At 60.3% G+C, this 2,090-nt stretch carries 3 protein-coding genes; all 3 read left to right on the top strand.

Going from position 1 to position 2,090, the window contains the following annotated elements:
- On the top strand, positions 1-582 hold a 582-nt coding region (locus GPS82_RS13740; RefSeq protein ID WP_296495672.1), incomplete at its 5' end, for a hypothetical protein.
- An 89-nt stretch (positions 583-671) separates the two neighbouring features.
- Complete coding sequence (locus GPS82_RS13735; protein WP_296495670.1) at positions 672-1,688, top strand: DUF4105 domain-containing protein; 1,017 nt, start codon at positions 672-674, stop codon at positions 1,686-1,688.
- A partial coding sequence (locus GPS82_RS13730; RefSeq protein WP_296495668.1) for a patatin-like phospholipase family protein occupies positions 1,685-2,090 on the top strand: 406 nt, incomplete at its 3' end. The genes GPS82_RS13735 and GPS82_RS13730, both read left to right, overlap by 4 nt.

The raw sequence follows: 2,090 nt of genomic DNA, 5'->3' as shown, positions 1-2,090 counted from the left end.
GACGTGCACAACGGGCGTTGGGGCGTTTTCAACGATGTCCTCTATCTTGATCTTGGCAATTCCAAGTCCGGCACCCGCGACTTCACGCTCGGCAACACGAGCCTTCCAGCCGGTGTCTCTGCGAATCTGGATTTTGATCTTAAAGGCTTGATCTGGACAGTGGCAGGCGAGTACCGCCTAGCCACCAACAACCCGGCCCACACCATTGACTTGCTCGCCGGTGCGCGCTACTTTGACCTCAAGCAAACCCTTGACTATGCCATCAGTGGAACCGGATCAGATCCGCTAATAGGCAAGTCTGGCACGCTGGAAGTCAATGGTGATGTTTGGGACGGCATCATCGGCGTCAAGGGCCGCTATGCTTTCGGACAAAACCGGCAGTGGTACGTGCCCTACTACCTGGACGTGGGCACCGGTCAATCCGACCTGACCTGGCAGGCCGCTGCCGGTATTGGTTATGTGTACAGCTGGGGTGAGTTGAACGCCATGTGGCGCTATCTGGACTACAACTTCGAGTCTGGCAAGGCCGTCGAGAGCATGACCTTTAACGGCCCCATGTTCGGCGCCACGTTCCGCTGGTAAACATCGCCAAGGCAACGTAGCCAACAGGCCAGGCCGGTGCGCAGACACACTGGCCTGGCAGCATTGAATCAGCACCGGCCGCGTATCCGATGACTCGAATTGCCGCCACCGCCAGCCAGATCTTGCTGGGCCTGCTGATGGCCGCCACAGGCGGCTGGGGCGTGCTGGCCCTGTACATTTCCGGACCAAACAATGACGCTTGGCGCGTTGCGCTGGCCACAGGTTTTTCGGTGGCCGCACTGGCTGCCCTGCTGGCATGGATATTCAGCCGCCGACGCTGGCAGGCGCTGGCCGCTTACCTGGTGCTGTTCGCGGCACTGCTGGCTTGGTGGCAAAGCCTGGCACCGTCGAATGAGCGCGACTGGCAGCCCAATGTGGCCAAATTGGCCTGGGCCGCCATTGACGGCAACGCCGTCACCGTTCACAACATCCGCAATTTCAGCTACCGCAGCGAAACCGACTACACACCCGCCTGGTACGACAAAACCTACGACCTGCGCCAGCTCGAAGGGGCCGACATCGTGGCCTCCTACTGGATGGGCCCCGACATTGCCCATGTGTTTGTCAGCTTCGGGTTTGCCAGCGGCGAACATTTGGCCATGTCGATCGAAACGCGCACCGAGAAGGGTGAGGCCTATGACACCATCAAGGGCTTCTTCCGGCAGTACGAGATTTACTACGTGGTTGCCGACGAGCGCGACGTGATCGGGCTGCGCACCAATTTCCGCCGCGACCCGCCCGAAGACGTTTACGTTTACAAGGTGAAGGGGTCACCCCAGGCGCTGCAAAGGTTTTTTCTGTCGTACCTGAGCCAGATCAATGCGCTCAAGGACCAACCCAAGTTCTACAACACCCTGACCACCAACTGCACCACCAACATCTGGTTCAACTCGCTGGTGAACCCGGAGCACCTGCGTTTGAACTGGAAGGTTTTCGCCAGCGGCCATGTGCCCAAACTGCTGCATGAGCAGGGGCGTCTGGAAGACGCCGGTCTGCCTTTTGCCACGCTGCAGCAGCGTGCCCACATCAATGCCCGGGCCCAGGCGGCAGGCATCAGCGCTGACTTTTCGCAGCGCATCCGACAAGTGGAGCCAACAAAAGAATGAAAACAAGCCTTCGGTCTTTCAACAAGTTTCCCGGCGCTTGCGCAGCCCTGCTCTGCGCTGCACTGCTTCCCGGCATCGCCTGGTCGGCAACAACCCCTGCATCAAGCCCGGCAGCCGACCCTGCCAAGCGGCCAAAAATCTGCCTGGCCCTGTCGGGCGGTGGCGCCCGCGGCGCGGCCCACATTGGCGTGCTCAAGGTGCTCGAACGGTACCGCGTGCCGATCGACTGCATTGCCGGCACCAGCATGGGCGCGCTGGTGGGCGCCGCTTATGCAACTGGCATGCAGATTGATGAGATGAATGAAATTACCGGGGCCATCAGCACCGAGCTGCTGTTCAAGGAAGAGCCGCCGCGCGAGGAACTGTCCATGCAGCGCAAACAGGAAGACTACACGCTGCTGT

Origin of the sequence: Rhodoferax sp., from assembly GCF_011391645.1 — a bacterium.
In the GTDB taxonomy this organism is placed as follows: domain Bacteria; phylum Pseudomonadota; class Gammaproteobacteria; order Burkholderiales; family Burkholderiaceae_C; genus Rhodoferax.
Note: the sequence above shows the minus strand (reverse complement) of the source record. Positions and strands in the feature narration are given on the sequence as shown.

Bases quoted from the DNA above. Each gene is read 5' to 3' on its own strand.
- GPS82_RS13735 (WP_296495670.1), top strand. From the start codon at position 672: ATGACTCGAATTGCCGCCACCGCCAGCCAGATCTTGCTGGGCCTGCTG.